Below are 2,090 nucleotides of genomic sequence, written 5' to 3' on the forward strand. Positions count from 1 at the left end.
ATATGAAGAAGATAGTCAGGATCCTAGTGATTGTTACTCGTTCTCCAAAAATGATTTTTATGAATTCATGGCCCTTTATTTACAAGGCATGGATGAAATGGAGGAGGAAGAGGATGAAGAAGACAACGAAGACTATGGACCAATCCATCATCTTGCACACTTGATGTTTCATGTAGTTGAAGAAGGAAAGTCTGTTAAACCGTAACCGATTTTAGATTATGGTAAGGTACTTGTGAGCTTGATCAACTATCAATTAACACCTAGGAAGATCTTGTTCTTCTCTATAAATCGTGTCATAAACAAATTCACGTCTTGTATTCAAATCGTGAGATAGCCAAGAGATTATAGAACGTAAGGAAAAGCCCATCTTGAAAAAGATGGGCTTTTGCAGTCTTTTTATTCAGCTTGCTTTATTTTTCAACCGATCCAGTAAAAACCCACCTTTAAAATACCTTGGTTCATAAGAAATAATGAAGGCTTTTGGTTCAAACTTTTCAACTGTTGCAATTAATTCTTGCTCTCGGTTTCGTTTTGTTAAAATTTCCATCCGATAACGGTTGCTGTCCCTTCCTTCACCGGTATAAAGAGTGACACCGAATCCAATGCTTCTTAAAGTATCAATCAAATATTCATTTTTTGCTTGAGTATTAACGGTTACATTTATATAACCGATGGCGAGTTTTTGCTCAATTTTCGTTCCAAAAATAATCCCGATACCAAAACCAACTGCATATACAACCATGGCGATTATGCTTTGGTCACCGCCAAATACAAGAGATAAACCAAAAACGTATACTAACATTTCTGCAATGCCTAATATAGATGCCAGTACGGTTATATTTTTCACTAAAAATATAGTCCGTAGTGTATAAATTGGAACATAAATAAGTTGCAATAATAAAATGAGCAGAATTTCTTTCAATTGAGCACCTCACCAATTTTTTTATAATTTCTTTGATATTTCATATAGAATCGCCCTCCCATATGAAACATCTTCCATAATCTAATCATAAGACAATGGATGAATTCAATGGAAATATTATGTATTTATTCTCAGCATTTCTAATCATAAAAAATCCTATAATTTAATGTGTTTGAGAATTTCATAATACTCTTTTTTGCTTTAATTTGGTATCATTATCCTAAATAATTTATCTGGGGGGATTGTCTATGCTTAATTATAACGGAAGAACATTTATAGCAAAAGATAATTCGGAAAATGGAGAAGTATCGGCAAATACATTCTTTTACTATTCACAAGAAGGAAATATACTTACAGCAAGTTATGAAGGGGGAGAGATTATTAAAGGGACTTTAATAGGTGTTGTTAATATGGATGGGTCACTGGAATTTAGGTACAATCATATTAATGAAAAAGGTGAAATTAGAGGAGGTAGCTGTCTTTCCACGCCGGAAATGTTGCCTGATGGACGAGTCCGATTGCATGAAAAGTGGAAATGGTTAGATCTCGAGCAGAGTGAAGGTCATTCCATCATTGAAGAAGTGAAAAAATAAAGATTTTACATAGAGAGGTTTGGGGACAATTACTACTATTTGTCTAGTACGTCATGGTCAAACTGATTGGAATGCATTAGGAAAACTGCAGGGACAGACTGACATCCCACTAAATGAACAAGGAAAGATACAAGCACAGAAGTGTGGTGAATTTTTGTCTAAAGCAGATTGGGATGTAATTATTACAAGCCCTCTAAAAAGGGCTAAAGAAACTGCCGAAATCATTAGCTCCTATATTGATAGGCCAGTGATTGAAAAATTAGAATTCATAGAAAAGAACTTTGGCTCTGCTGAAGGAATGACAGCGCATGAAAGAGAGTCTGCATTCAGTAATAAAGTCTATCCTAATCAGGAGAGTCAGGTGTCTTTACGTGATAGGCTGGTAAAAGGACTTCAAGAGATTCAGCAGGGGTATCCTGAGAAGAAAGTGATCCTTGTTGCACATGGCGCAGTGATTCATTTTATTTTACGATTGATGTCAAATGAGGCAATCGTATCAAAACAAATGAGGTTATTTAATGCTTGTTTAAGTACGATTAGATTTGAGATGGATTCCTGGATTATTGAGGATTTTA

General features: G+C 34.9%; 3 protein-coding genes and 1 pseudogene. 3 read left to right on the forward strand and 1 reads right to left on the reverse strand.

The window, feature by feature from the left end; genetic code table 11:
- A pseudogene (locus AC1DUW_RS26770) lies at positions 1-205 on the forward strand (cytosolic protein); the annotation flags it as partial.
- A 195-nt stretch (positions 206-400) separates the two neighbouring features.
- Here the strand turns inward: AC1DUW_RS26770 and AC1DUW_RS26775 are convergent.
- Positions 401-922: a DUF2179 domain-containing protein gene (locus AC1DUW_RS26775; protein ID WP_053346319.1), complete on the reverse strand. Its 522-nt coding sequence runs from the start codon at positions 920-922 to the stop codon at positions 401-403.
- 248 nt (positions 923-1,170) lie between these two features.
- Between AC1DUW_RS26775 and AC1DUW_RS26780 the strand changes: the two genes are divergently transcribed.
- Positions 1,171-1,515 carry an avidin-fold protein gene (locus tag AC1DUW_RS26780; RefSeq protein ID WP_053346318.1) on the forward strand — a complete coding sequence of 115 codons (345 nt, stop codon included), beginning with the start codon at positions 1,171-1,173 and terminating at the stop codon, positions 1,513-1,515.
- A gap of 19 nt (positions 1,516-1,534) precedes the next feature.
- Positions 1,535-2,090, forward strand: a 556-nt coding sequence (locus AC1DUW_RS26785) for a histidine phosphatase family protein (protein WP_477643924.1), incomplete at its 3' end; no start/stop codon positions are given.

Source organism: Peribacillus sp. P4_C12, from assembly GCF_056402095.1.